Source organism: Paramagnetospirillum caucaseum (assembly GCF_000342045.1).
In the GTDB taxonomy this organism is placed as follows: domain Bacteria; phylum Pseudomonadota; class Alphaproteobacteria; order Rhodospirillales; family Magnetospirillaceae; genus Phaeospirillum; species Phaeospirillum caucaseum.
The window spans coordinates 1-24,414 of sequence record NZ_AONQ01000032.1; the positions used below are offsets into that span (position 1 = coordinate 1).

Genomic DNA, 24,414 nt, shown 5'->3' on the forward strand with positions numbered 1-24,414 from the left:
AGCATCGTCACCGGAAGGATCGTTCAGCGCGGGAGGAGCTCCAACTGGAGGTTCGACATTATTGAATCCCCCAACCTGCTCCATGGGGGGCGCCGTATCGGGGCCACTCGCCGGGGGCGGTCCCTCAATCCCACCGGGCGGCGGCGCGAAGCCATCGGGCGGCGGCGCCATATTCGGAGCGCCAGCCGGCGGCGGCGCTTCGACGAAATTAGCGGCATCCATGGGCGCTTGTTCCTGCGGCACATCTCCAGACCCGCCAACGACCTGATCCAGGTCCTTGTCCGAAATTTCCGTCCCCATTGGCTTGCTCGACATTTTGCCTCTCCAAAGACTAGGGTGTTTCCCGTATCCTGTTTGTTCCTGTAACTCTAATATTGCGGCGCAATTGAAGCGTTGCGCGATATAGTAAAAAATCTCGTTGCGCTTGCCCACCGAGGCATAAGCTGTAAGTATGTTTGCACAAGGACACATATCGTTACAAACTCAAATTTGATAAATTTTTGATAACGTTATGGGGCTCGGGCATGTCGACCAATCAGTCTATCTTTCGGCAGGTAGCGCTGGAGCGACTCTCCACGCCGGAACAACTGGATCAGGTCATGCGGGTAACCTCGCCCCTGTCCTGGCTGATGGCCGGCTCGGTCGCCGTCCTGATCGTCACGGCGCTCATCTGGAGCCTGGTGGCAACAATTCCCGTCAAGGTTTCCGCCCAGGGGATCCTGATCAGCCCCGGCGGCGTGCTGACCGTCTCGTCCGAGCATGGCGGCCGGATCACCGAATTGCTTGTGCGCTCGGGGCAACGAGTTTCGGTCGGACAATTGGTCGCCCGGTTGGAGCAGCCCGACGTGCGGCAGGATCTGGACACAGCCAAGGCCGAACTGGGTGAATTGCACCGCCAGCGCCAACAGATCATCGAGTTCCAGGGCCGCGACAACAAGGTACAGATCGCCCTGCTGGCCCAGAAGAAGAAGGATATCCAGGAGACCTTGCGCCACCTGGGTGACCGCATCCACTGGCTGAGCGAGCGCGAGCGCAACGAGGCCGGACTTCTGGCCAAGCAGTACATCGATCGCAACCGCTACATCAACACCAAGATCGAATTGAACAGCGCCGTCGAGGCCCGCTCCAAGGCCGCCAACGAGTTGAAGCAGGTGGAACGCGACGAGACCACCCTGTCCATCGGCAAGGAGCGCGAATTGCTCGACAAGGAAATGCTGATCGGAGCCGCCAGCCGCAAGATCGAGGCGCTGGAAGAGCGTCTGGCCCGGCAATCGACGGTGATCAGCCCTTATTCCGGCGATATCGTCGAGTTCAAGGTCAACCAGGGCGAGGTGGTCGACAAAGGCAAGGCGCTGTTCAGCCTGTTGCCCGCCCGCAGCGAGAGCGCCGCCCAGGCCAAGGGGGGCGACCTCATCGCGGTGGTCTACGTCAATCCCAACGACGGCAAGAAGGTCCGTCCCGGCATGCCGGTGCAGGTGGCGCCCAGCACGGTCAAGCGCGAGGAATACGGCTTCATCATGGGCCACGTAAAGGCGGTGGCCGAGATTCCCTCCACCTCCGAGGGCATGATGCGCATCCTGAAGAACCAGCAGTTGGTAACATCGCTGTCGGGCGGCGGCGCCCCCTTCGAGGTGGTGGTGGAACTGGAGCGCGATCCGGCCACGCCCACCGGCTTCAAGTGGTCGTCATCCCGTGGCCCCGAGGCGGAAATCAACACCAGCACCCTGGCGGATTCGACGATCACGGTGCGCAGCATCCACCTCATCAGCCTCGCCATTCCCCCGCTGGAGGCCTTGCTCGACCGATGAACGCCACCTTGCGCCAGGCACTGAATGGTGTGCGCCGGCTGTGGCGCAAGGAGGAGGGAACGCGCGTGCGCACCCCCACCGTCCTGCAGATGGAGGTGGTGGAGTGCGGGGCCGCCTGCCTGGCCATGGTGCTGGGCTACCATGGGCGCTTCGTCCCGCTGGAGGAACTGCGCTACGCCTGCGGCGTGACCCGCGACGGGTCCAAGGCCAGCAACATCGTCAAGGCGGCACGCAATTTCGGATTGAAAGGCAAGGGCTTCAAGATGGAGCCCGAAGGCTTGCGCAAGCTGCCTTTGCCCCTGGTGGTATTCTGGAACTTCAACCACTTCATCGTGGTCGAGGGATTCGGCGAAGGCCGGGTTTTCCTCAACGACCCCGCCACCGGTCCCCGCGTGGTCTCGGACGTGGAATTCGACGAAAGCTTCACCGGCGTCGCCCTGGCCTTCGAGCCCGGCCCCGACTTCGCCCCCGGCGGCAGCCGCCCCGGCGCGGTGGGCAGCCTCAAATCCCGCCTGCCGGGGGTGCGCGCCGCCCTGGCCTATATCATCCTGATCAGCCTGGGCCTGTCGATCCCGTCACTGCTGATGCCGTCCTTTTCGCGGGTGTTCATCGACTACTACCTGATCCAGAAGCTGGAAACCTGGCTATGGCCGCTGCTGGGCGCCATGGTGGCCACCGCGCTTTTGCGCATGGCCATCACCTGGATTCAGCAGGAGCATCTGCTGAAGCTCCAAACCAAGCTGTCGGTGGAGGGCTCATCCCGGTTCATGTGGCATGTGCTGCGCCTGCCGGTGGGCTTCTTCGCCCAGCGCTTCGGCGGTGAGATCGGCACCCGCGTACAGATGAACGACCGGGTGGCCCAGCTGATTTCCGGCGATCTGGCCACGTCAGTGCTCAACATGCTGACCATGGTGATCTTCGCCCTGCTGATGTTTCAGTACAGCATCGTCCTGACCCTTCTGGGCATCGCCTTCGCCGTCGGCAATCTGGCGGCGCTGGCCCTGGTGTCGCGGCGCCTGTCCGACGCCAACCAGAAGCTGATGCTGGATCGCGGCAAGCTGACCGGCATCACCACCCAGAACATCGGCATCATCGACAGTTTCAAGGCGGCGGGGATGGAGGGGCTGTTCTTCTCGCGCATCGCCGCCTACCACGCCAAGGTGGTCACCGCCGAACAGGAACTGGCCCGGGCCCGGCTGTTCCTGTCCACGGTGCCGCTGCTGCTGGGCGGCATCGGCTCGGCCGCCATCCTGACGGTGGGCGGCATGGAGGTGATGGACGGCGCCTTGTCCATCGGCATGCTGATCGCCTTCCAGATGCTGATGGCCAATTTCCAGGCGCCGGTGACAAGCCTGGTGGCCCTGGGCGGCAGCCTGCAGGAGGCCGAGGGCAACATCAACCGCTTGGACGACGTTCTGCGCCATCGCCGCGATGCCGAATTCGACGGGAACGCGGATGCCGCCACCATGGATGGGGAAACGCGCCTGTCCGGCCGCATTGAGATTCGCGATCTGGTGTTCGGCTTCTCACCGCTCGACCCGCCGCTGGTGGAAGGCTTTTCCCTGACGCTGGAACCCGGCTCCCGCCTTGCCCTGGTCGGCGGGTCTGGATCAGGCAAGTCCACGGTGGGCAAGCTGCTGTCGGGGCTTTACCAGCCCTGGTCTGGCGAGATCCTGTTCGACGGACGGCAGCCCCAGGGCATCCCCCGCGACATCTTCCGCTCCTCCGTCGCCATCGTCGATCAGGACATCGCCCTATTCGAAGGCTCCATCCGCGACAATCTGTCCTTGTGGGACGAGACCATTCCCGACGAGCGCCTGGTGCGCGCCGCCAAGGATGCCGCCATCCACGACGTCATCGCGGCCCGGCCCAAGGGCTATGATTCCCATGTCTCGGAAGGGGGGCGGAACTTCTCCGGCGGCCAGCGGCAAAGGGTGGAGATCGCCCGCGCTTTGGCCGCGCTGCCGTCCGTCCTGATCCTGGACGAGGCCACCAGCGCGCTGGATGCCGCCACCGAGTTGGAAGTGGTGGAGAACCTGCGACGGCGGGGCTGCACCTGCATCATCATTGCCCACCGCCTGTCCACCATCCGCGACTGCGACGAGATCCTGGTCCTCGATCGCGGACGGATCGTCCAGCGCGGCACCCATGACCAGATGATCGGGACCGATGGCCCCTACAAGAAACTGATTGAAAGTTGATGGACGTGAACGTCGCCCCCAACGCACGCTCGGCCTGGAATGACGCCATGGCGATTCTGACGTCCATGGGACGGCGCGAGTCCCTGGTCTGCAACGGCATACTACCGCTGACCCTGGAGACGCGGCTATGGCTGGTGGAGGCGGGAACCATCGATGTCTTTGCCGTCGAGAAGGGCGAAGGCGACCGACTGGGGCGCCGCCATCATCTGCACACGGTCACGGGGCCAGGATTGCTGGCGGGGCTGGGCCAGGCCTCGGCCCATGCCGACGTGGAAATCCTGGCCGTCAGCCGGGGCGCGACGGCCACCGTCCTGGATGGCAGCACGTTGGCAGCCGCGCCGGCCTCGGCGGCGACCCAGCTGCCTCTGGCCTGGCTGCTGGATCGCTGGATCGAGGGCATGGGAACGGGACTGGTCCGCAATTTCGCCCCCCGCTCGGCCCACCCCCTTCCCTTGATCGCCGGAGCGAACGTGACGCCGACGGAAGGCTCGGTGGTGGCCGGACACAAGGGCGTGACCTGGGCTCATCTGGCGGCGGGAAGCGGGCGCTACATGGGGATCGCTGACATGGCGGCGGACGGAATCTCCATGATCCCGCTGTCGCCGGAGACCTGGCTGGCCCCGGTGGACGGATTGGCCGTGGCGGGCTATGGCAGCCCTGGCCTGCTCAGCACGTCGAACTGGTGGCGCCACGTCCAGACGTTCCATGACGCCTATCTGCTTTGCCTCGGCCTCAGCCTGGACAACCAGCGCAAGATGGAAGGCTGGCGGCTGGAAAAGCGGGCGGACAAGATCGCCGATGCCTTGGGCACCACCTTCGGCCGTTTCGCCCGCCTGGTGGGCGTCTCGACCGACACGACGGGCGGCGCTGGCCCCGACAATGCTCTGGCTTCGGCCTGTGCCATTGCCTGCCGCCCGCTCGGCATCACCATCGAGCAATCGCCGCAACTGATCCGCCGCCGGGGCGATGACCGGCCTTTGACGGTGGAGGAAGTGGCGCGGGCCGCCCGTATCCGTGCCCGGCATGTGGCCTTGCGCGGCGAGTGGTGGCGCGAGGATCTGGGGCCGCTGGTGGCCTTTTCCGGAGATGACGGCCGCCCCCTGGCCGTGGTCCCCGATCCCAAGAGCGGATATCGCCTGCATGATCCCGCCCAGGCCACGGAGGCCGATCTGGACGAGGCCACAGCCGTGTCCCTTTCCCCCATGGCCTGGACCTTCTACGCCCCGTTGCCAGACGGCCCGCTTTCGGCCATGGATCTGCTGCGACTCGGTCTCCGGCACCAGAAACGCGATGTCGCCGTGGCCCTTGCCGCCGGTGCCTTGGGCGGCTTCATGGGCATGATGCTGCCCATCGCCACCTCGTCGGTGTTCCAGACCATCATTCCCGGCCACCACACCAGCCAACTCATCCAGGTGGGACTTGCCCTGGTCATGGCGGCGGCAGCCTCCACCATCTTCAAGATCACCGGCGATGTCGCCCTGCTGCGCATCGAGGGACGCATCGCCGGCCATCTCCAGGCGGGGATCATCGACCGGCTGTTGCGCCTGCCGTCCAGCTTCTTCGCCGCCTATTCCACCGGCGACCTGGCCCAGCGGACGCTGACCGTGGAAATGGTCCGCAAGGCCATGACGGGCCTTGTCCTGTCGTCCTTCCTGGCGGGTGTGTTCTCCATCTTCAGCCTGGGCCTGCTGTTCTACTACCAGCCCATGACGGCGCTGGTGGCACTGCTGCTGTTGCTGCTCATGCTGGGCTTCTCGGTCTGGGTCGGCGCCCGGCAGCTGGCCACCCTGTTCGAGGGCGAAGCCCTGTCGGGCAACATCGTCAGTTTGGTGCTGCAGCTGATCTCCAGCATCCAGAAGCTGCGGGTGGCGGGTGCCGAGGACCGGGCCTTCGTGCTGTGGGGAAGGAATTTCGCCGAGCTTCGCACCCGCACCGCCAAGAGCCGCCGCATCGCCAACCTGCACGCCACGGTGATGGCGGGATGGGACATCCTGTCGCTCGCCGTGGTCTTCCTGGTGGTGAGCATCGCGGCGGGGGCCAAGCTGGAAACAGGGCAGTTCCTGGCCTTCATCGCCGCCTTCACCCTGTTCATGGGCTCGCTCACCCAGGTCTCGCGGGCGGTGATCCAGTGCTTCAACGTCAAGCCGATGATCGACCGCACCAAGCCTTTGCTGGAAGCGGTGCCGGAAGTAGATGCCACCAAGGAGGACCCGGGCCGTCTGTCCGGTGACATCGAGGTCAACAACGTCTATTTCCGCTATGACCACGAAAGCCCCCGGGTGCTCAACGGCCTGACCCTGCAAGTGCGTCCCGGCGAGTTCATCGCCCTGGTTGGGCCGTCGGGCTGCGGCAAATCCACCTTGATGAAGCTGCTGCTGGGTTTCGAACGACCCGAAGCCGGCGGCATCTTCCTCGACGGCCACGATTTGCGCACCCTGGACGTCCAGGCGGTGCGCCGACAGGTGGGCGTCGTGCTGCAAGCGGGCCGGGTAATGCCCGGCTCCATCTACGAGAACATCAAGGGCGCCGCCGACGCCACCGTGGACGATTGCTGGGAAGCGGCCCGCATGGCCGGGTTGGAGGACGATATCCGCGCCATGCCCATGGGCATGCACACCATGCTGACCGAAGGCTCCGCCGCCCTGTCGGGCGGACAGGTGCAGCGCATGCTGATCGCCCGCGCCGTGGTGTCCAAGCCGCGCCTACTGCTCTTCGACGAGGCGACCAGCGCGCTGGACAACCGCACCCAGGCCATCGTCACCGAAAGCCTGTCCAAGCTGTCGGTGACCCGCATCGCCATCGCCCATCGCCTCAGCACGGTGAAGGACGCCGACCGCATCTACGTGCTGAAGGACGGCCGGGTGATCGAGGCCGGCAATTACGACGATCTGATGGCGAAGAATGGATTATTCAGCGAACTGGCCCGCCGCCAACTGACCTGAGACACGAGGGGAGATGCGTCATGCGCAAGGTTCTGTTCATTCTGGGCCAACTCAGCGACGACGATGTGGAATGGCTGTCCAAGACCGGCAGCCGCGACCGAATCCAGAGGGGCAAGGTGCTGATCGAGGAGGGGCATTCCATCGATTCCATGTACATCCTGCTGGACGGCAAGATGACGGTGTCGCTGAAAGGCATCGGCAACGTGGCCACCTTGTCCTCGGGCGAGATCATGGGCGAGATGTCGCTGGTGGACTCGCGCCCCCCATCGGCCTCGATCACGGCCGAAAGCGACTGCCTGGTGCTGCGCATTCCCCGGAGTACCCTGACCGCGCGGTTGGAAAGCGACGTCGGCTTCGCCGCTCGCTTCTACAAAGCCATCGCCACCTTCCTGTCCGACCGCCTGCGCGGCACCGTCCAGCGCCTGGGCTACGGCGACACCGGCGCCAGCCTGGACGAGGACACCGAACTGGACGGTGAACTCGACCTCAACGTGCTGGACAACGTCCACCTGGCCGGTGCCCGGTTCGAGCGGATGCTCAAGACATTGCTGGGGAAGTGAGGGGTGCCGGGCGGTCGAACGACGGTGCGGATTCCCGACATTTCCGACCGCCCCGAATTTCCACCAACCCATTGAATTCACGCCACAATACAGAACAGACCCGCGCCGCCATGGTCTGCACGGTGCATTGACGGCAACGCATTGATTTCATTTAATAAAATTGCAAACGCCGAAAACTCGTCCAATAAGCGGGCGTCACCGAGGGCGAATTTCGATCCATTCGAACCCGCCCATCGAGGGCGAGGCCGGCCGGGTCTTCAAGGGGAATGCGCGGGCTGGAGGATCGGCCCGGCGGCCCGGTGCTCCGCCGCAATGCAATTCCGGCCTTCGCTCTTTGCCCGGTAAAGCTGGGCGTCGACCATGGACAGCAGTTCCTTGGCGGTGTGGCCCAGGCGACACTTGACGGTCAGAACTCCCAGGCTGACGGTCACGTGGTCGGCGGCCGAGGAGGCGCGGTGCGGGATGCGAAGGCCGGTCACGCCGACGCGGATACGTTCGGCCAGCGCCATGGCGCCGAGGTGGTCGGTTTCGGGCAGGACGATGCAGAATTCCTCTCCGCCATAGCGGGCGGCGTGGTCGGACGAGCGGTTGACGATCCCCCGGATGGCGCTGCCGATCTGCCGCAGGCAATCGTCGCCGGCGACATGGCCATAGGTGTCGTTGAAGGCCTTGAAATGGTCGACATCCAGCAGGATCAGCGACAGCAGGCCCTGCGACCGGCGCAGCCGCCGCAATTCGGTGTCGAGCACCTCGTCCAGCCGCCGGCGGTTCTCGAGCCCGGTGAGGCTGTCGACCTCGGCCAGGATGGTCAGGCCGTCGCGGGCCTTCTTCAACTCGATCTGATTGCGGATGCGCATCCGGATGATCGGCGCCGAAATGGGCTTGGAGACATAATCGGCGGCTCCAGCCTCCAATCCCCGTCTCTCGGCATCCTCATCGCCCAGGGAGGTGATGAAGATCACCGGAACATGGGCGGTGGCGATGTTGGCCTTGAGATGGGCGCAGACCTCGTAGCCGTCCATTCCCGGCATCATGATGTCGAGCAGGATCAGGTCGGGATTGGCGCTGCGGGCCAGCTCAAGCGCCCTGGCGCCGTCCGGGGCCACGACGGTCTCGTACTCCGCCCCGAGAATCTCGCGCAGCATCAGGACGTTCAGGGGATCGTCATCGATGATGAGGATCGTGGTGTCCCGGGCGCCGGCATTGACGGGCGCCGGGCATCGCTCGGCTTCCGCCGCGACGACCGAGGCAGCGCTGGCCAGGGCGGGCCGCAAGGCCGCCTCAAGGCCGGCGATTTCCTCGTCCACGTCGCGGCAACCGGGATGAATGGCCGCTTCCAGCTCCCCGGCGGCGGCGGCGAGCGCCGGTGCCTCCAGCGCGCCGGCCACGCCGCGAAGCGAGTGGGCCAGGCGCCGCGCCTCGTCGCGGCGTCCACTGCCGAGCAGGCGGCGGATCTCGGTCGCCGCCTGGGAGTGGTGCCGGTGAAAGCCGACGATCATGTCCCGTAGCAGCGCCCGGTTGCCATCGACGCGCCGGAGCGCCGCGGACAGGTCAAACGGCGGCAGCTCGGCGGGCAGATCCGGGCCACCCGCCGGCGGAACCGGCCGGCTGGTGGTCGACGGCGAGACCCGCAGACGGGATTTCAAAACCTCGTGGAGGGCAAAGGCGTCGATCGGCTTGGTGATGACCTCGTCCATGCCGGATTCCCGGCATGCCCTGGCATCCTCGTCGCCTGTCAGGGCGGTCAGCCCGATGATCGGCAAATAATCGCCACCGATCCCTTTTCGGATCAGGCGGGTGGCCTCCAGGCCGCCCATCTCGGGCATGTCGACGTCCATCAGGATCGCGTCGAAGTTCTTCTCCCCGCCCAGGACGGCCGCCACCGCCAGCCGGCCGTTCCCGGCGACGGCGACGCTGAGGCCCATGGCCCGCAGCAGCGTGTCGGCCACCTTCTGATTGATGGGATCGTCCTCGACCACCAGGATATGGGCCGGCACCATGTCGAGATCGGGAGACCCGGCGGCGGGCGGAACGGGGGCCGCCTCCGAGGCTTGGCCGGGATATTCGAAGGGCGCCTCGAACCAGAAGACGCTGCCCTCGCCCTCGTGGCTGTCCATGCCGATCCGCCCGCCCATGGCGTCGGCGATCTTCTTGCAGATGGCCAGGCCGAGCCCGGTCCCGCCGAACCGGCGGGTGATGGAGGCGTCCGCCTGGGCATAGGCGGTGAACAGGCTGGGCCTGGCCTCGGCCGGAACACCGATTCCCGTGTCGGCGACCGAGAAGTGGAGAAGGACGTCGTCGGCGTTCCGCCGCACGACGGTGACCGTCACGCTGATGCTGCCGTGCTCGGTGAACTTGATGGCGTTGCCGACCAGATTGAGCAGAACCTGACGCAGCCGGGTCGGGTCTCCCTTCAGGCGGCGCGGCACGGTCTCGCCGGCCTGTATGGACAGGGTCAGGCCCTTTTCCTCGGCGCGCGACGCCATCAGCGAGGTGATGCTCGAGCCCAGGCGCCAGAGGTCGAATTCCACCCGCTCAAGCTCCAGCCGCCCCGAATCCAGTTTGGAGAAGCTGAGAGTGTCGTCGACGATGGTCAGCAACGCCTGACTGGAATAGTGGATGGTCTCGACCCAATCGCTCTGGTCGGCGTCGAGGTGGCTGCGCCGCAGCGGCTGCAGCATGCCGATGATCCCGTTGAGCGGCGTGCGGATCTCGTGACTCATCATGGCCAGCAATTCGGACTTTGCGCGCGCGTTCTGCTCCGCCTCGACCTTGGCCTGCCTCAGGGCGTCATCGACCCGGCGGCGTTCGGTGATGTCGCGGATGATCCCGATAAACAGCCGCCCCTGCGGGCCGGACCATGTGGATACGGTCAGTTCGATGGGAAATTCGCTGCCGTCGGCGCGCAAGGCGTACAATTCCCGGGTCTTGCCCCCGAACGGCGATTCGCTGCCCCGGCACAGCCGGGCGACGCCGGCATCGTGACCCGTCCGGTATCGTTCGGGGATGATCGTGTGCAGCGGCCGCCCGATCATCGACGCCTCGTCATGGCCGAAAATAGCCTCGGCTCCCCGGTTCCAAGACAGGATCATGCTGTTCTGGTCGATGGTCACCACGGCATCGGCCGCCACGGCGGTCAGGGAGGCGAAGCGGGCCCCCCCGTTATCGCCCCGCCGGCGCGAGCGCAGCCACAGGACCATGACCCCTCCGGCGGCGAGCAGGGCCGACAGCAGGGCGGTGATCATGATCTCGCCCGGGCCACCCATGGCTAGCCTCCGATCCCGGTGGGGGGATGCTCGGCGCTTCCCTGGTTGGCCAGCAATCCGAACGCCTGCGGCCCGGCCAGGGCCGGAGCGATGGCATATCCCTGGATGATGTCGCACCCGGCCAATTCCAGGGCCTCGACCTGCTCGACGTTTTCCACGCCTTCGGCGACGACGGTCATGCCCAGGCCGTGGCCCAGCCGGATGATGGCGTCGACCAGGATGCAGCTGTCGAGGGCCGCCGGCATGTCGTCGATGAAGCTTTTGTCGATCTTGACGGTGGAGGCGCTGAACCGCTTCAGATAGGCCAGGGACGAATAGCCGGTTCCGAAGTCGTCGATGGCGATGCCGATCCCCATGGCGGTCAGGGCGTCGATCACCCCCCGGAGCGTCGGCTCCATCATCACGCTTTCGGTGATTTCCAGCTCCAGCCGGGCGGGCGGCAATCCGGTCTCCGCCAGAACCCCGGACACCATCCCGACGAAATCGCCCCCGAGGCTCAATTGATGCGGAGAGACGTTGACGGCGATGGAGGCGGCATGGCCGCCGGCGGCCCAGCCGACGGCCGCGCGGCATGAGGCGGCCAGCATGGCCTCGCCCAGGGCCAGGATGAGGCCGGCCTCCTCGGCGGCCGGAATGAAGCGGATGGGGGCGATCATCCCCCAATCGGGGTCCGGCCAGCGGGCCAGGGCTTCGAACCCGGTGATCCGCTTGCGGAAAATGTCGAATTTCGGCTGAAAGAACGGAACGATGCGGCCGTCCTCGATGGCCCGGGGCAGCGCCCGGGCCAGTTGATCGTCGCCGGGAACCGGCCAGTCGTCCCCATCCGCCCGGAACGGCCCGAACTGGGCCGCGGGAGAACAGGCGGTCGCCTCGAAGGAAGGGTAGAGGTCGAGATCCTCGCTGCTGATCCGCTGCCCCAGGGCCCCCAGAACCGAAAGGGTCTCGGCGACGAAACGGCCGGGATCGGCGCTGATGGCCTGGGGGCCGGGCCAGGTCCGGCGATAGGTGTCGAATTCGGCCTTCATGCCCCCCATTTCGCTCTGGAAGCGATCGGCGACGGCCTGAAGGTGGGGCACCGGCCAGCCGCGCAGCTTGGGATAAAGCAGGCGGTCTTCCAGCGCCAGGTGGATGGAAAACTTGCCGAACAGTTCACGCAGGATGGTGGCCACCGCTCCCGGATCACGCTCGACCCGCGTCACCTCCAGCATTCCGTGGATCCGCTCCATCATCTCCCGCATCTGGTGATGATGACGCCGGAAGCTGTCGGTGGCGGCGGGAGTGGAACGGGATAGGGGCATCGAGGGGCCGACTCCAGGAAACGAACCGGGGATCACCGGCCGGCAAGTAAGCGGTCAACGGACTGAGTGCCGAGGCAGGCGATGATCGACACCCGGGCTTCATGGTGTCGAACACCCTTCTTCCTGACATTGACGTTGGTTAGCCGACTAAAGTACTTGGGTAATTTTCCCACCTGCGACAGCCGATCCAGCCCATATGCCTTTGTATAAAAAACTCAACAAACGGCATTATAAAATCTAATGCTATATTTTAATAGGTCTGCGATACGTATTAATATCGATGTTTTTCAATCAGATAGATAAAAGCCCCCTGGCCTTTCGCAGCAATTCCCTACGATCAACATGGTTGACTTCCGCGCTCTGGTTTGGTTCGCTACAAACATGCATACGCCATGCATCTATAGAGATCTACGAATGGAGGGCTAAATGTCTAAGCTTCATACTCTGCTTTTGTCGGCTGTCGCTGTCATCGGCCTCGCCGCTCCCACCATGGCAACCCAGAAATCGCCGCAATCCCTGTCGGTGAGCACGTCGACCATGGCAATCGGCAATCCCCACCCCGCTTCCGAGGCTCACGCCGCCAATAACGCCCGCATCGAGGAACGGCGCCGCGCGGACGTGGCCGACTGGCAGACCCTGCTCGGCAGCCAGCAGCCGTTCCCGGCCATGGGAGTGGGCGGACATCCCCGCTGAGGCTGGCCGGGGGGCGCCTCTTTCGCCGAGAAACACGCAATTTGGTACCGATTTACCTGACTAGGAGCGCAAAATGGTTCAGCACGTTGCCTGGGTGATCACCCTGATCGCCATGGGGGCGGTTGCCCTCAGCTTCCTTTGGGTCGCGGCCAGAGCGGGCGAGTTCGCCGAATATCCCGGCATCGTCGAAAGAGCCTATCGCCTCCGTAAGGTGCTGTTCGTGGTCTTGCTGGTGGTATCGGGCGGTGTCAGCGTCCTCACGCTGGGGGAACTGCCCTATGCCACCGCCTCCTACGGGACGCCCCACGAGGGAACGTTCCGGCCGGCCCAGGTGGTCGAGGCGGTGGGAAGCCGCTGGCAATGGGAGCTTTCACCCGGACAGATCGTCGCCGGCCGACCGGTCCAGTTCCGGGTCACGTCCACCGACGTGACCCACGGCTTCGGCATCTACGACGACGCGATGCATCTGCTGGCCCAGACCCAGGCCATGCCGGGATACACCAACGTCCTGACCTACACCTTCCAGCGGCCGGGAACCTATCACCTGCTCTGCCTCGAATATTGCGGCGTCGCCCATCACGGAATGATGGGCGAATTCACCGTCACCAGCCACTGAAGGAAACCGGCGATGATCATCCAATCGAATCTTGTTCCGACCCGGGGCGCCCGGCAGGCGGTCGCCGCCTATCTGGTGGTGTTCGGCGCGGTGCTCCTGCTGATGATGGTGCTGGGACTGCTCATGCGCCTCAACCAGGGCGGGCTGGTGACCCTGCCCGCCGAGTTCTTCTACCAGAGCATGACCGTGCACGGCACCGGCATGGTCGGGGTCGCCGGCGTCGGAGGTGCCGCCGTGCTGTGGTATTTCCTCGGCCGCCATGTCCGCCTGACCACCTGGGTGTTCGTCCTTAACCTGCTCACCTTCGTGGTCGGGGCGGGCATGATCATGGCCGCCGACTTCATCGGTGGCTTCGCCGCCGCCTGGACCTTCCTGTTCCCCCTGCCGGCCAAGGCCGGAGGGCAGTGGGAGCCGTGGGCCGCGGCGGTCCATCTGGGCGGCCTGCTGCTGATCGGCACCGGCTTCCTGCTGTTCCATCTGGACACCGTGCGGGCCATTCTCGGCCGCTACGGCAGCCTGACCCGGGCGCTCGGCTGGCCCAGCCTGTTCGGCAGCGATCCCGAGCCGCCGCCGCCGACCGTGGTGGCCAGCACCATGGTGGCCATCGCCAATACCCTGGGACTGGTGTTCGGCGCCTCGGTGCTGGTGATCAGCCTGGTGAACCTGATGGTGCCGCAATTCGCCATCGACGCCATGGTCGCCAAGAACATGATCTACTTCTTCGGCCACGTGTTCATCAACGCCACCATCTATATGGCGGTGATCGCCGTGTATGAGCTGCTGCCGGAATATACCGGGCGGCCGTGGAAGCCCAACCGGCCGTTCCTGGCGGCCTGGACCATGTCCACCATCCTGGTGCTGGCGGCCTATCCCCACCACCTGCTGATGGATTTCGGCATGCCGCGCTGGCTGCTGATCCTCGGGCAGATCCTCTCCTATGTCAGCGGCCTGCCGATCCTGGTGGTCACCGCCTTCGGAGCCCTGATGATCGTCTACCGTTCGGGGCTGCGCTGGGACCTGCCGGCGGGCTTGCTGTTCATCGGCGTCTTCGGCTGGGCGGCCGGGGTGATTCCCGCCATCATCGACGCCACCATCATCGTCAACTCGGTGATGCACAACACCCTGTGGGTTCCCGGACATTTCCACAGCTACCTGCTGCTGGGGCAGGTGGGCATGCTGCTGGGCTTCGCCTCCTGGCTGGGCCGGGCCGCCGGGGCGCGGATGCCGAGCCGCTTCGGCATCGCCGCCTTCTGGATCTTCGTGGCGGGAGGCATCGGCCTGACCCAGTCGTTCCTGTATTCCGGCCATGCCAGCGTGCCGCGCCGCTTCGCCGAGTACCTGCCGGAATGGATCGGCCAGGCCCGCATCGGCGCCCTGTCGGCGGCGCTGGTGATCCTGGGGACCACCATGCTGATGGCTCGGCTGGTGGCCGGAAGCGGCCCGGCCGGCGGGGCCCGCTGACATGGCCCGCAGCCTGGCGGCCGCCATGGCGGTGATCATCGTCGCCGTGGCGGCGTTCTGGTCGGCGACCGAGGGCTTCCGGGTCTTCACCACCGAGGGGGCTCGGCGTCTGGACGTGGCGCGATCGCCGCGCCCCCTTCCGGCGGTCGTCCTGGAGGATCAGGACGGCCGCCGGGTCGGCCCCGAATGGCTGCGGGGCCGGGTGGTGCTGGTCGAGTTCGTCTACACCCGCTGCCCCACCCTGTGCTCGACCCTGGGCGAGGTGTTCGGCCGCCTGTCCCAGGCCCTGCCCGGCGTGGCGCTGCTCAGCATCAGCTTCGACATGGAGCACGACGGGCGGGCCGAGCTGAAGGACTACGCCCTTCGTCACGGCGCCGACGGCGACCGCTGGCGGGTGGTCCGCCCGACCAGCGGCGGCGACCTGCGGGAATTGCTGGATACCGCCGGTGTGGTGGTGATCCCCGATTCATGGGGTGGCTATCAGCACAATGCCGCGGTCCATCTGGTGGATGACCGGGGGCGGCTGGTCCGCGTCCTCGATTTCGAGCCGCTGTCCGCCCTGATCGACGAGGTGACGCCATGGCTGGCCTCCTGACGCCGTCCACCCGCCGGAGCCGGATCGTCCTGGGGGCGGGATTGCTGGGCCTGCTGGCCCTGCCGCCCCTGCGCGAGGCCATGGAGAGCGATATGGCCCGGCACATGCTGGTGCAGATTCCCCTGCTGGCCCTGTGCGGCTGGTTGTGCGCCCCCTCCCCCGCCACCGGCCGAAACCTAGCGGGGGCCTGGGACCGTCACGGCATCGTCGGCATCCTGACCGCCAATCTGGTGGCGGCCTATTGGATGCTGCCGCGCACCCTGGACAACACCATCGCCTCGGCCGCCTTCGAAGCCGCCAAGTTCATCTCGCTGCCCTTGCTGGTGGGAGTGCCGCTCCGCCGCTGCTGGTCCCGCCTGCCCATGCTCGGCCAGGGCTTCGTCGTCGCCAACGCCGTCTCCATGCTGGGCATCGTCGGCTGGCTGTACCTGGCCGCTCCCGTCCGGGTTTGCGTCTACTACCTGGTCGATCAGCAGGAAGTCGTCGGGCGCGCCCTGCTCTATCTGGCCGGCGCCATCACCCTGGCGGTGTTGGTGCGGGCCTTTGTCGGCACCGCCCAATCATCGGTCCCGTTCCATCATATGGCGTCGCCGCAGCGACACCCGCACTTCGATCATCAAGGCAGGGGGAGCCGCCAATGACCAAATCCGCGCCCATCGCCAGCACCCTGGCGCAGGCTATCCGATGCCAGCAATCCGGACGGCTGTCCGAGGCCGAACGGCTTTACCGCGCCATCCTCCGGGTCAGGCCCGATCATCCCGAGGCCAACCACAATCTCGGATTGCTGTCGCTGGGGGCCGGGCGGCCGGAACAGGCGCTGCCCTATCTGCGCGCCGCCCTCGAGGCGCAGCCTTCCGATCCCCGGTTCCTGGCGCTGGTCGCCTGGGCAGACGCCAGCATGCGAGGCGGTGCGGCATATGCCGCCGCCGTCGCCCTGCACGCCGCCGGACGGCTGGAAGAGGCCGTCGCGGAATACCGCCGGACCTTGGATCTCAATCCCGATCTGGAGGATGCCCTCGCCAACCAGGGCGTGGCCCTCTACGGCCTCGGCCGGCTGGAGCAGGCGGGAGACTGTTATTGCCGGCTGCTGGAGATCCGCCCTGGCAACGCCATGGCGGCCAACAATCTCGGCAATATCCTGCGTCAATCGGGGCGGCTGGACGAGGCGGAGACCGTCTGCCGCCACGCCGTGGAGATCATGCCCGACCTCGCGGCGGGGCATTACAACCTGGGACTGGTCCTGGCCGGATTGGGGCGCCTGCCGGAAGCCATGGCCAGTCATCGCCGGGCGGCAAAGGCCGCCCCGGACCTCGCCGAAGCCCACTACGCCCTCGCCGACACGCTTTACAAGCTGGGCCGGCGGGAGGAGGCCGTCGAGGCGTGGCGCCGGGTCCTCGAGCTCAAGCCGGGCCTTGCCGAGGCCCACCTCAATCTCGGCATCACGCTTCTGGAACTGGGCCGTGCGGCCGAGGCTTTGGGGTGCTGCCTGTCCGCCATGGCCGCCGACGAGACCCGGGCATCCCGGATGCTGTTCGTCAATTGCATCAGGGGCCTTCGTCCGACCCGCGACGACGGCCGGGTTCGGGCTCTCCTGGTGCGCGCCCTGTCCGAGCCATGGGGCATGCCGGCCGAGCTGATCCCCGTCGCCGTCGCCATGATCCGGCTGGCCCCCGGAATCGAGGATTGCATCCTCGGCGCGAGGAAAGCCCGGTCCCGCCGGCCATCCCTGTCGGAATTGCTCCCTCCCTCCGCTATCGCGGCGGCGTCCTGTGATGCTCTCCTGCACGCGGCCCTGGTGACGGCGCCGATCCAGGACCTGGACTTCGAGCGCTTCCTGACCTCGGCCCGCCACGCCCTGCTGGCCGCCGTCGAGGGAACCGCCCCGGAGCGAAAGCAGGCCGGCGACCTCCTGGCCTTCCACTGTGCCCTGGCCCAGCAATGCTTCATCACCGAATACATCCACGATTGTGCCGTGGATGAGCTCGAGGCGGCCGCCGCCCTGCGCGGCCGGCTGGTGGCGGCGCTGGACAACGATGCCGCCATTCCGGTGCAGTGGCTGCCGGCCGTGGCGAGCTATTTCCCGCTCCACACGCTGCCGGACGCCCAGCGCCTGCTGGACAGGACATGGCCCGGGGAGGCGCGGGCGATGCTGGTCTCCCAGGTGGAGGAGCCACTGGCCGAATTCGGATACCGCCCGACCATTTCCCGCCTGACGCCCATCGACGACGAGGTGTCGTTGCAGGTGGCGGCGCTGTACGAGGCCAATCCCTATCCCCGCTGGGTCAAGGTCTCGGTGATCGACGAACCCCGCTCCATCGACGACGTGCTGCGCCGGACCTTTCCCCTGGCGCGGTTCGATCCCCTGGACACGGGGGACGGCGTCGATGTCCTGGTGGCCGGCTGCGGCACCGGACAGCACCCCATCTGTACGGCCCAGACCTATCCGGCGGCCCGGTTGCTGGCCATCGACCTCAGCGTGTCCAGCCTTTGCTATGCCAAGCGGAAGGCCGCCGAACTCGGCCTGGACGCCATCGAGTTCGCCCAGGCCGACATCACCCGGCTGTCGGGTCTCGACCGGCGGTTCGACGTGATCGAGGCGGTGGGAGTGCTGCACCATCTGGCCGATCCCATGGAGGGATGGCGGACGTTGCTGGGGTTGTTGCGGCCGGGCGGCGCGATGCGGATCGGCCTGTACAGCGAGCTGGCCCGTCGGGACGTGGTGCGGGCGCGCGACTTCATCGCCGCCGGAGGATACGGATCAAGCCCGGAGGAAATCCGGCGTTGCCGCCAAGACTTGATCGAGGCCGGCGACGGCGCCGATTTCGCGTCCCTCGCGGGCTTCAGCGATTTCTTCGGCACCAGTCCCTGCCGGGACCTTCTGTTTCATGTTCAGGAACACCGCCTGACCCTGGAGGCCATCAAACGCTTTCTCGACGCCAACGGCCTGCGCTTCATGGGCTTCGTCGTGGAAAGGCCGGTGCTCGACAGCTACCGCCGGCGCTTTCCCGATGATCCGGCGGCCACCGACCTGCGGCAATGGCAGGTTCTCGAGATCGAGAATCCCGACATCTTCCGCAGCATGTACCAGTTCTGGGTTCAGAGAATCGGGACCTGAGCAGGCAACCCTGCCCGGCATGACGCCGGGAAGGGCTGTTTGGCCTAGGTTCTGTACCCATAAACAGGATTCCCATTGAGGCCGGGTTGTGATTCAAACTCCCAAACGGAAGGGAGTTTGTTCATGGCCCGCTTCGATCTTTCGGACAAGGAATGGGACCTCATCTTGCCGCTGCTGCCCAACAAGCCGCGCGGCGTTGCCCGGACGGATGACCGTCGTGTCTTGAACGGCATCTTTTACATTCTGCGAACTGGCTCGCCATGGCGTGATCTTCCCGAGCGTTATGGCCCGTACACGACGGCGTATAGGGGCCGTCCCAATTCCTTGGTGCGGCGCAGCTCATCCAGCACGGCGCGCTTGTTGGCCTTGTTGCTGTGCAATTCCAGGCAAACGGCGCCCAGTCCGATGGCGTCGAGGCGACGCTTCACCACGTCCAGCGCCGCCATCTTCTCCGCGACGAACAGCACCTTGCGCCCGCCGGCCACCGCACCGGCGATCAGATTGGCGATGGTCTGGGACTTGCCGGTGCCGGGCGGCCCCTGGATCACCAGATTGCGCCCGCGGCGCACCTCCTCGATGGCCAGGGTCTGGGAGCTGTCGGCATCCATGACGTGGATTTGGGCCGAGGGCGGCACATGAGGATCGATCTTGTCGTCCTCGCCGATCAGCCCCTCCTCGGGCTCGAAGGATAGCGGCAAGGCCGACGGATATCAATAAGGCGGGAATTTCAGATGGGCACTACGCCCTTAATAAGGGCTTTTCGGCAAAAGCCATCTCCCAGACCCGTCCAAAACCATCCGATTTTATTGAAGCGAAAAACGCTATTTCCTAACGTTTCCGGCTGCTACAAATTTTCGCCACCTCATTGGCTTCACGAAAGAATCCCCCAGTCTCCCGCACCGCCATGGTCTGCACGGTGCATTGAAGTCAATGCGCTGATTTCATTGGATAAAACTATAAACGTCTAAAACTTATCCAAAACTCGTCCAATAAGCGGGCGTCATACTCATGCCACTCTGGACCCTCGCCGTCGGCAGTTTCGTGCGTCAGGCTGACATAGAGATATTCGAGCCCGACCGGCGGCATCAGAAGGCTTCCTCCCAGTTCCGTGACAGGCGCATCGCGCAATTGATCAACCCGACCATGGAATAGGTCTGAGGGAAGTTGCCCCACAACTCGCCATTGCGAGGGTCAATGTCCTCGGACAGAAGCCCTAGCGGATTGCGACGCCCCAGAACGGTCTCGAACAGGGCGCGGGCCTCGTCCCGCCGTCCCAGCGCGGCCAGTGCGTCGATGTACCAGAAGACACAGATGAGAAAGGCGGTGGCCGGACGGCCGAAGTCGTCCTCGGCCACATAGCGATAGAGGAAGTCGCCGGTCCGCAGATTGGCCGCGACGGCATCGACCGTGGCTGCGAAGCGCGGATCGTCGGTGGCCAGGAAATCCACTTCATGGAGCAGCAGCAAGGTCGCGTCCAACTCGTCGCCACCGAAGGTCGAGACGAAGCAGCCCCGTTTATCGCTCCAGGCTCGCTCGCAAATTATGGCGTGTAGGCGATCTGCCTCCCGGCGCCAATAGATGGCACGGTCGGTCTGGCCGATCTGGCGCGCGATCTTGGCCAGACGGTCGCAGGCGGCCCAGCACATCACGGACGAGAAGGTGTGAACCGACGCGATGGTGCGCAGTTCCCACGGCCCGGCATCGGGCTTGTCGAACACGGCGACGGCCCGATTGCCCAGGCGCTCCAACTGCTCGAACAGGGCCATATTGCCGGGATGGGCGAGGCGTCGGTCGAAGAAGGCATGGGTCGAGGCCAGGACCACGCTGCCATAGACGTCATTCTGAATCTGCACATGCGCCTGATTGCCCACCCGGACCGGGCCGAAGCCGCGATACCCCATCAGATGGGGAATGGCGACCTCGTCGATGGAGGTGTCGCGGGTGATGCCGTAGACCGGCCGCAACTCACCGTCCTGGGCTTCCTCGACGATGTCGTTGATGAAGCGCAGATAGTCCTCCATGGTCCGGGTGACGCCCAGACGGTTCAGGGCGTGAATGACGAAATAGGCGTCGCGCAGCCAGCAGAAGCGGTAATCCCAATTCCGCTCGGTCTCCGGGGCTTCCGGAATAGAGGTGGTGAGCGCCGCGACGATGGCTCCGGTTTCTTCGAAATTACACAGCTTCAGAGTGATGGCGGCGCGGATCACCGCGTCTTGCCACTCGAACGGAATCGACAGCGAGCGGACCCAGCTGCGCCAATGGTCGAGTGTTCGCTCGAACAGATCGCGCGCCGTGGTTTCAACACCGGCCTGAAGGCTTTCGTCGCTGCCCAGCAGCAGGTCGATGGGGCGATCCAGGACGAAGGGCCGCTCCTCGGTGATGTAGGAGACCGGGGCGTTGGTGGTCAGGCGAAGGGTCTGGGCCGGCGAGACATAGCGAAGATGGTTGCTGCCCCTGGTCAGTTGCGGCTTCAGTCCGCCGTTCTCAAAACCGGGCCGCAGCCGCACCAGCACGCGCGGGCGGCCTTGAACCGCCTTGATCCGCCGAATGATCATCGGCGGGCGGAAGATGCGCTCGTAGAGGGCGAAGCGGGGCGCGAAATCCACCACCTCGGCTATGCCGCCATGATGGTCGTAGAGGGTGGTGCGCAGGATGGCCGAATTGGGCAGATAGGCCTGCTCCGAATGAAGCTGGTCGACCAGCTCGACGGAGAACTTGCCCTGTGACGCCGTGTCGTTGAGCAGGGCGTGGAATACCGCGTCGCCGTCAATGCGGGGGAAGCACCCCCAGACGATAGCCGCTTGGGCGTCCACCAGGGCCGCGATATTGCAATTGCCAATGACGCCGAGATCAAGGGTGCTCATGGTCTTGGTCTCCTCCCAATGCGTTATTGAGCCCGTATAGCCAATGGCGCATGGCCAAGGGATCGGGAAAGCAGAAATGGGCCTTGCTCACGGGGCTGTCGCCCACATGAATGGAATGCCCGCCCATCCCGTTGACGGCCGTGAAGCCGCTTTCATCGGTCACATCGTCGCCGGCAAAGACCGGCCGCCGGCCGGCATAGGGCGGGACCCGCATGAAGCGTTCAATGGCCGAGCCTTTGCTGTTTCCGGCGGGAATGATCTCCATCACTGATTTTCCCTCCAGCAGGCCGAAGCGGCGCGGGTCCGTTGCGACGGCAGCTTCGGCCAGGGCGCGGACGGCGGCCCCCTGCTCGGGAGCGGCACGGAAATGCAGGGCAAGGGACACGCTTTTGCGCTCCAGCACGACGCCGGGAAGCCTGCGCCTGGCGGCCTCGATCCCGGCGACCAGGCCATCGGACCAGGACGGCTGAGGGGTGAATGTCTGGCCGCCAAGGCGCCATTCCGTGCCGTGGCAGCCCACGGCATCCCATAGGCCGGGAAAGAGTCTGTCGATACTATCGAGAGAACGGCCGCTGACCAGGGCCAGAGCCCCCCCCAAGGCGCGGGCCAGGGAGTCCAGCAATTGCGGCAAGCCCTTGGGGATGATCACCCCATCGGGGGTCGGCGCCAAGTCGAGCAAGGTGCCGTCGATATCCATGAACAAGGCCCAGTTGGTCCGGTCAGCCAAGGGAGGGGAACCCGTGCGCATCATGAATCCCCCGCCTTGATGGCGCTTCGGGTCATCGCCTCGATGCTATATTCGATGTTGCGGCGCTTGCGCATGCGGGCGGCATCCAACAGCATCCGCCCGGCCCAGAAGTAGATGTTGTGCTCGCTGACCATCTCGCGCATCAGGCGCATGCGTTCGCGGCGCTGCTCGGCGGGCATGGAAAGCCCCATATGCAGAGCCTCCCCCATGGACCTGATGTCATAGGGATTGACGATCAAGGCTTCCTGTAACTCGCGGGAGGCCCCCGCGAAAGTGGACAGCACCAGGACTCCGTCCTCGTCGTCGCGAGAGGCGACGAATTCCTTGGCCACCAGATTCATGCCGTCATGCAGGCTGGACACCAGGCAGACATCGGCGGCGCGGAACAGGGTGAACACGTCCTCGGGCTCGTGATGCTTGGGCACCAGGATGATGGGGACCCAACCGTTGCGGCCGAAGCGTTCGTTGACGGCGGCCGCGGCCGTTTCCGCCTCGACCTGGGTCTCGCGGTAGGCCGCAAGGCGTGAACGGGTGGGCGCGGCGACCTGAAGCAGCGTGAAGCGCCCGATCCATTCGGGATGAGCCTCCAGCAAGCTTCCCACCGCATGGAAACGGTCGGCGATGCCCTTGGTGTAATCGAACCGCTCGACACCCACGGCCAATTTCGTGCCGATCGGTATGCCGTATTTCCGCCGCACGCTCTCGCAGCATTCATCGGCTGGCGGTTGACTTGCCAGGGCGGTGGGCGGCCATTCGATGGAAATGGGATAGGGCCGCACCAGCGTGGTACTGTTTCCGGCGCGAACGGTACTGTGCTCGCGGTCGATATGGCTTTCCAGGAAACGATCCACCGAATCCAGGAAGTTGATACAGTGGAACTGGGTGTGGAAACCCAGGATGGACGATCCAAGCAGTCCCGACAGGATCTCTTCCTTCCAGGGACAGATGCTGAAGACCTCGGGATTGGGCCAGGGGATATGCCAGAAGGTGATGATGGTCGCCTCGGGCAGACGCTCGCGCACCATCTTGGGCAACAGAGCGAAGTGGTAATCCTGGACCAGGACCACCGGATTGGGGGTACGGGCTTCGGCGATGATGGCGTCGGCGAATTTCCGGTTGACCGCCACGTACTGCTCCCAGTCCGAAGCCCGGAACGTGGGGCGGACGAAGGCGATGTGGCACAGAGGCCACATCCCTTCATTGGCGAACCCGTAGTAATAGCCGTCCTGCTCCTCGTCCGATAGCCACAGGCGGCGAAGCGTGTAGGCGGGAGCCTCCGGCGGCACCTGGAGATGGTCGTTCTCGTCCACCATGGACTGATCGGCCGAGCCGCTGCCATGGGCGATCCAGGTGCCGCCGCAGGCCCGCATGATCGGCTCCAGCGCCGTCACCAGTCCGCTGGCCGGGCGCTGCAGCATCACCTTGCCGTCCTCGAGGTTATGGATGTAGGGCTCGCGGTTGGAAATAACCATGACCTCGGCCCCAGGCAGTTCGTCGCGCAAGACGCTGCGTAGGCTGTCGGGCCCCCAATCCAACCGGATGGCTTCCGCCAGGACGCGCGGCGCATCGAGATTCCGCAGGATCTTGCGCATCTCGCGCACCAGCGGTTCCACGTCGGGAGAAAGTGCGGAATCGTCCCTGCCGTCGCTTCCCCCCGCCAGTCCCTTGCGCACTGCCTTGATCCAGCCGCGCAGGGTCAGGCGGGCGACCACCACGGTCACCCCCGCCGCTCCCAATCCCAGCAAGGCGAGAAAGCCCGCGAGATAGAGCTCGGCGCTGTCGCTGCGGCGTTCGATGAAGCGCAGGTCGTGGAGAATGACCAGACGACCGAGATAGGTATTGTCGGCGGCCAGGGCGAAGGTGGCGACCAGAACCGGTCCGCCGTCGATGTGCTGGACGGTGAAGGCGTGGTCCAAGGCGGGCGCCGGAGGACAGGCCAGGGCTTTCGGCCATGCCGTGGACCGCTGGGTCAAGTGCCCGTCGGGCGTGCACAGGCCCAGGGCCAGCAGGCGCTCGTCCTGGGTGATGTGCTTGAACAGGGCGTCGATCTTGCGGTCGGCCTTGGCCAGAACCAGCCCCGTCACAGATTCCTGAATTGAGTTGAACACCAGCTGCGAGCGCATCTCCACATCGGTCCGGAACCAGCGTTCCACCAGCGAACCAACCAGTGGGGCGCCCCCCCAGGCGATGCCACCCAGAACCAGCAAGAGCGGGAGGACGAACCGGATTGCCATTCGCATGGATGTT

General features: G+C 65.5%; 16 protein-coding genes and 2 pseudogenes. 11 read left to right on the forward strand and 7 right to left on the reverse strand.

Features of this window, described 5'->3' with window-relative positions:
* A pseudogene (locus tag H261_RS26050) lies at nucleotides 1-315 on the reverse strand (hypothetical protein); the annotation flags it as partial.
* A gap of 209 nt (nucleotides 316-524) precedes the next feature.
* On the opposite strand from H261_RS26050, the gene H261_RS12635 reads away from it, so the two are divergent.
* Genes H261_RS12635 through H261_RS12650 form a run of 4 tightly spaced genes read left to right on the forward strand, consistent with a single transcriptional unit; the run spans nucleotide 525 to nucleotide 7,511 of the window.
* Nucleotides 525-1,808: an NHLP bacteriocin system secretion protein gene (locus tag H261_RS12635; protein ID WP_081608930.1), complete on the forward strand. Its 1,284-nt coding sequence runs from the start codon at nucleotides 525-527 to the stop codon at nucleotides 1,806-1,808.
* Nucleotides 1,805-4,009, forward strand: a complete 2,205-nt coding sequence (locus H261_RS12640; RefSeq protein WP_008618045.1) for an NHLP family bacteriocin export ABC transporter peptidase/permease/ATPase subunit — start codon at nucleotides 1,805-1,807, stop codon at nucleotides 4,007-4,009. Before H261_RS12635 ends, H261_RS12640 begins: the two co-directional genes overlap by 4 nt.
* 47 nt (nucleotides 4,010-4,056) lie before the next feature.
* Nucleotides 4,057-6,951, forward strand: coding sequence for an NHLP bacteriocin export ABC transporter permease/ATPase subunit (locus tag H261_RS12645; RefSeq protein WP_161625030.1), 2,895 nt, complete (start codon nucleotides 4,057-4,059; stop codon nucleotides 6,949-6,951).
* Between the two features lie 20 nt (nucleotides 6,952-6,971).
* Nucleotides 6,972-7,511 (forward strand): cyclic nucleotide-binding domain-containing protein, encoded by a 540-nt coding sequence (locus H261_RS12650; RefSeq protein ID WP_008618047.1) that lies wholly within the window; start codon nucleotides 6,972-6,974, stop codon nucleotides 7,509-7,511.
* A 257-nt stretch (nucleotides 7,512-7,768) separates the two neighbouring features.
* Here H261_RS12650 and H261_RS23380 read toward each other — a convergent pair whose 3' ends face one another.
* Entirely contained in the window at nucleotides 7,769-10,777 is a 3,009-nt protein-coding gene (locus tag H261_RS23380; protein ID WP_008618048.1) for a response regulator, read from the reverse strand.
* Nucleotides 10,778-10,779: 2 nt separating this feature from the next.
* Entirely contained in the window at nucleotides 10,780-12,075 is a 1,296-nt protein-coding gene (locus H261_RS12660; protein ID WP_008618050.1) for an EAL domain-containing protein, read from the reverse strand.
* A gap of 426 nt (nucleotides 12,076-12,501) precedes the next feature.
* Between H261_RS12660 and H261_RS12665 the strand changes: the two genes are divergently transcribed.
* The 7 genes and pseudogenes from H261_RS12665 to H261_RS23890 all read left to right on the forward strand — a co-directional run.
* A complete protein-coding gene (locus tag H261_RS12665) occupies nucleotides 12,502-12,768 on the forward strand; it encodes a hypothetical protein (RefSeq protein ID WP_152426851.1) in 267 nt (88 codons plus the stop codon).
* Between the two features lie 73 nt (nucleotides 12,769-12,841).
* On the forward strand, nucleotides 12,842-13,384 hold the full coding sequence (locus tag H261_RS12670) for a cupredoxin domain-containing protein (RefSeq protein WP_008618052.1): 543 nt from the start codon (nucleotides 12,842-12,844) through the stop codon (nucleotides 13,382-13,384).
* A 12-nt stretch (nucleotides 13,385-13,396) separates the two neighbouring features.
* Nucleotides 13,397-14,845 (forward strand): cbb3-type cytochrome c oxidase subunit I, encoded by a 1,449-nt coding sequence (locus tag H261_RS12675; RefSeq protein WP_008618055.1) that lies wholly within the window; start codon nucleotides 13,397-13,399, stop codon nucleotides 14,843-14,845.
* Nucleotide 14,846: 1 nt separating this feature from the next.
* Entirely contained in the window at nucleotides 14,847-15,440 is a 594-nt protein-coding gene (locus H261_RS12680) for an SCO family protein (protein WP_008618058.1), read from the forward strand.
* Complete coding sequence (locus tag H261_RS12685) at nucleotides 15,425-16,081, forward strand: hypothetical protein (RefSeq protein ID WP_008618068.1); 657 nt, start codon at nucleotides 15,425-15,427, stop codon at nucleotides 16,079-16,081. The genes H261_RS12680 and H261_RS12685 overlap by 16 nt, the downstream gene beginning before the upstream one ends.
* Nucleotides 16,078-18,555 (forward strand): tetratricopeptide repeat protein, encoded by a 2,478-nt coding sequence (locus tag H261_RS12690; protein ID WP_008618069.1) that lies wholly within the window; start codon nucleotides 16,078-16,080, stop codon nucleotides 18,553-18,555. The genes H261_RS12685 and H261_RS12690 overlap by 4 nt, the downstream gene beginning before the upstream one ends.
* Before the next feature lie 123 nt (nucleotides 18,556-18,678).
* Nucleotides 18,679-18,861 (forward strand): annotated as a pseudogene (locus H261_RS23890) (transposase); the annotation flags it as partial.
* Here H261_RS23890 and H261_RS12695 read toward each other — a convergent pair.
* The 4 genes from H261_RS12695 to H261_RS12710 form a co-directional block, all read right to left on the reverse strand.
* Nucleotides 18,837-19,253, reverse strand: coding sequence for an AAA domain-containing protein (locus tag H261_RS12695; RefSeq protein WP_008618071.1), 417 nt, complete (start codon nucleotides 19,251-19,253; stop codon nucleotides 18,837-18,839). The pseudogene H261_RS23890 and the gene H261_RS12695 sit on opposite strands and share 25 nt — an antisense overlap.
* Nucleotides 19,254-19,640: 387 nt before the next feature.
* Entirely contained in the window at nucleotides 19,641-21,419 is a 1,779-nt protein-coding gene (locus H261_RS12700; protein ID WP_008618072.1) for a glycoside hydrolase family 15 protein, read from the reverse strand.
* Nucleotides 21,406-22,170, reverse strand: a complete 765-nt coding sequence (otsB, locus tag H261_RS12705; protein WP_040476398.1) for a trehalose-phosphatase — start codon at nucleotides 22,168-22,170, stop codon at nucleotides 21,406-21,408. Before otsB ends, H261_RS12700 begins: the two co-directional genes overlap by 14 nt.
* Complete coding sequence (locus H261_RS12710; protein WP_040476400.1) at nucleotides 22,167-24,407, reverse strand: alpha,alpha-trehalose-phosphate synthase (UDP-forming); 2,241 nt, start codon at nucleotides 24,405-24,407, stop codon at nucleotides 22,167-22,169. The genes otsB and H261_RS12710 overlap by 4 nt, the downstream gene beginning before the upstream one ends.
* Between the last annotated feature and the right edge of the window lie 7 nt (nucleotides 24,408-24,414).